At 40.2% G+C, this 3,463-nt stretch carries 5 protein-coding genes; 2 read left to right on the plus strand and 3 right to left on the minus strand.

Annotated elements, in window-relative coordinates; genetic code table 11:
• Positions 1–68: 68 nt before the first annotated feature.
• From V7L31_RS25950 to V7L31_RS25960, 3 genes are all read right to left on the minus strand, one after another.
• A complete protein-coding gene (locus V7L31_RS25950; protein ID WP_334698934.1) occupies positions 69–623 on the minus strand; it encodes a hypothetical protein in 555 nt (184 codons plus the stop codon).
• Positions 624–757: 134 nt separating this feature from the next.
• On the minus strand, positions 758–1,024 hold the full coding sequence (locus V7L31_RS25955) for a hypothetical protein (protein WP_138506138.1): 267 nt from the start codon (positions 1,022–1,024) through the stop codon (positions 758–760).
• A gap of 158 nt (positions 1,025–1,182) precedes the next feature.
• The gene (locus V7L31_RS25960; protein ID WP_334698935.1) at positions 1,183–1,647 is read right to left on the minus strand and encodes a hypothetical protein; all 465 of its coding nucleotides are present in this window, start codon (positions 1,645–1,647) and stop codon (positions 1,183–1,185) included.
• Positions 1,648–1,894: 247 nt separating this feature from the next.
• Here V7L31_RS25960 and V7L31_RS25965 point away from each other — a divergent pair, with 247 nt between their 5' ends.
• Together V7L31_RS25965 and V7L31_RS25970 are read left to right on the plus strand one after the other, a co-directional pair.
• Positions 1,895–2,170 carry a hypothetical protein gene (locus V7L31_RS25965; protein WP_334698936.1) on the plus strand — a complete coding sequence of 92 codons (276 nt, stop codon included), beginning with the start codon at positions 1,895–1,897 and terminating at the stop codon, positions 2,168–2,170.
• A gap of 6 nt (positions 2,171–2,176) precedes the next feature.
• Complete coding sequence (locus V7L31_RS25970) at positions 2,177–3,073, plus strand: alpha/beta fold hydrolase (RefSeq protein ID WP_334698937.1); 897 nt, start codon at positions 2,177–2,179, stop codon at positions 3,071–3,073.
• The last annotated feature ends 390 nt before the right edge of the window (positions 3,074–3,463 follow it).

Raw genomic sequence — 3,463 nt, forward strand, 5'->3', positions numbered from 1 at the left:
ATTCATGAATGAAGCTGATTTTAGTGACGCACAAGGCAGGATTTACCTGCCTTACTTCATCTTTAGGACTAAAACGCCATCTCAAGAGCAGCTTTTGTTACAGCAATTGCTTGTTTACTGACCTCACGCCAGTTCGTTTCTTCGTTGTAGGATGCCATGACTAATTCCGACCCAACCCATACCCGACAGAATAAGACGCTTTCATCTGTCGTCCCTGGAGTCGGCTGTAGTGTAATCGGAGAATATAGTTGTTCTGGAGTAAGAGTTGCGATCGCGGTTAACAAGCTTTTAGAAAAGTGAGTATCATAACCGGATTCTAAGATATACGTCCGGTCTGCTTGCATAGTTATCAGTAACTTGCAGGTTTCTTTTTTGCGGCGTTCTGTATTCTCAAACCGTAGTTCTTTAAGATATCCAGTTAAGGCAGTTTGAGGGACATTACTCGGTTCACCATTTAGTATGTACCACAGTCCCCCGTGCTGACGATTGCAGTAGATTTTGCAATTGCCAGCATCAGAGTGCAATCCCAGTTTTGGCTTATTGATTGCTGCGACTAACTGCTTAAGTAATTCTTCCTGGCGCATTAAGGCAGCAAGTAGTTCAGCATTTTCTTGAGGGTTCATTGTTCAATACCAATACATTTCACTTTCACATTGGCGAAGCCGTTGATTTCAGATGTATCAAGTGCAGAGCTAATAAAACAGCGCTCTTGTTACTACAAAAGCGCCTCAAAATTTGGTAATTTGTATTAATTAAATTATTCTTCTGGGCTGTTCCTCTGACGCAATAACCTGAGAACTTCTTCTAAGCCTGCGTTTAAGTTTCTCAGATCAGATTTCATTTCTCTAATATCTGCTTTCACTTGCCGCATATCCGAAGCTAAACCAGTTGCCAACGTCATTGTCTGAGCGATGGCAGTTTGAGATGTTCCAATGGTTCCTGCTTGAATTTTTAGGTTTGTAACATCTTGTGTCAGTTCATTGAGGCGTAGGTAAATATCGTCAAATCTAACATCGTCTGTCATTTAAACCTCCTTGCTGACATCCTCAACTACAATTTTAGCGGTATCGCTGTGTCATCTCGTCATCTATTCAAAGAGGCGTAGCTAAAAACAGAAACCAGCAGGCGCGACCGATGTAGATTTCGATCACGCCTTCTGATTTTCTTACGCCGCTATTTCCTCTATCCGCGCCAAGTCAAAGTCTGTAAACCTACCGCAATCAAGAGGCTCGTCTGAGGGTGACTGATATTTCCGTAGCTGTTCCTATCATTAGCTGTTAGTCGATCAAACGGCTTATCCAGCAGTTCCTCACTAGATGGTTGCGTCAGTTCTACCATCGATAATACCCACACCGCTTCCCTCGCAGAATCACACGGAACTTCCTGCTGATGCACTGAAGTTGCTCGAACAACCCACCATCTGCTGTTAGTACAGTCTACTTCGCCAAGCTTTTGATCGTGGTCGTAGATACCATCGTTTAGGATTTCAAACCCGTACTTTTCGCATTCATCAGCAATCTGTACCATGATTTCGTTCCCCGTTGTAACGACTGGGGTTTCTTCTTCTTGTATGGGCAGTGTTCTGCGCTGGTAATGCCATGTGATGTAGCTGTGACAAACGCCAATCAAGCGAAGTTTAAAAACCATTTGTACTAAAAGTCACTCTTACTTACTTTAGGATTCCCAATTTCAGCCAAGCGATCGCTAGTTAACTCACAAATTATTTTTATGTTTTAAAGTAGAAAATAGTTTTATTGAAAGTGATTGTTAGTACCAATGAAAGTTTTAAGGTTAGTCCTACCAGCCTTGTTGCTGCTAGGCACGCCTGCAATGGCAGTTGAGTTCAAAGGGCAAAATATTGATGGTCAAAAGCTGCCTGCTAGAGCTTACTATTATGCAACTGGTGGTCTTTACTCTCGTTCAGGTCAGCTTTCACAACAAGCGGGCCACAATTTACTTTGATGACGGCAACCAAACAACTATACAGTTGAACCAACAGGTAATTACTGACTCAAACAATATTGAAGGTTTTGGAAAAATAGGGCAATATCCTGTAAGTAGCACGTTCAGTGTTGGCTTGGTGTATGACAATAATTGGTTTGGCAGCAGTGATAGTCAATTGCAACAATCCAATGCGCTAGATGGGTTGTGGAAAATTAGTTTGGAGTGAAAAGTAATGTTGACTAATTTTCTCCCATCACAAGTTAATCAATTAACAGACCCAAAAGCGATCGCTTTTGCCCAAAGTATTGAGAGAATTGCTCTTGCAACCTCCCTGAGCCAAAACCAAATCCTCACAACCTATATTCAAAAAGGTAGTGGGGGAACACCAATTCTGCTGCTACACGGTTTTGACAGTTCCATCCTAGAGTTCCGTCTTCTGTTGCCATTACTTGCTACTCAAAATGAAACATGGGCAGTAGATTTGTTAGGTTTTGGCTTTACACAAAGGCAAAAAGAAATAAATTACAGTCCAACTACAATCAGAATTCACCTTTACGATTTTTGGAAAACTTTAATCAACAGACCGATAACACTAGTGGGCGCATCAATTGGAGGTGCAACTGCAATTAACTTTACTCTTACTTACCCTCAAGTTGTAAAATCACTAATATTGATTAATAGTTTAGGTTACACTAGTTCTCCCGTCTTTACCAAATACTTGTTTCCTCCTTTTGATTTCTTGGCTGTGGAATATCTACGTCAACGCCACATCTTAGCATTAAATATATGTAGTATCTTACCTAATCTAGATACCAAAATACTTTTGGCTATTCAATGTGCCATGTTACACCAAGAAATGCCTGGTTGGAATGATGCCATGATTTCTTATGTAAAATCTGGTGGTTATAGTGAATTAGCAAATAGAATTGCCCAAGTTGACAAACCAACACTCATTTTATGGGGAGAAACTGATGATATGCTGCCATCTGAAGATGCAGAAAAATTTCAGAAATCTATTGTCAACTCTCAACTAATATTGCTCAAAAATTGCAGTCATACCCCTCAAATTGAACAGCCAAAAATCACATCTCAACATATTTTACACTTTCTGAATAGTGGGAAATTTTAATTTAGTTTAAGAGGATATTTTAAAAGTTTCACTAGGTATGATTTAGCTGTTATGCGCTTAAGTTAGTGTAAAACAGAGAAATTGATACAAAGAAGTCCAATAATAAACTAGAGCATTGCTCATTGCTCTTGATAGCCTTGCTCTCGTGTCGATGCTTTAGGCGATGTCTACGCCAATTTTGGTTTTCGGCTGATAATAGTACGATGACGAGGATCGCTAGCAATTGTAACTGCTTTCTCAAAGCCCACTTGTTCTAATGCAGTTTCAATATCAAAACTATAGTAATCGTCACTCCAAGCCCGGATTTCTCACAAGCCGAAAAAAAATAGGGGTCAAAAACTGTCAAAATGTCTATTGCACATGAATTTCAGCAGTTTTAAGCATGACCCC

The sequence above is a fragment of the Nostoc sp. genome, from assembly GCF_036916655.1.
In the GTDB taxonomy this organism is placed as follows: Bacteria; Cyanobacteriota; Cyanobacteriia; order Cyanobacteriales; family Nostocaceae; genus Nostoc.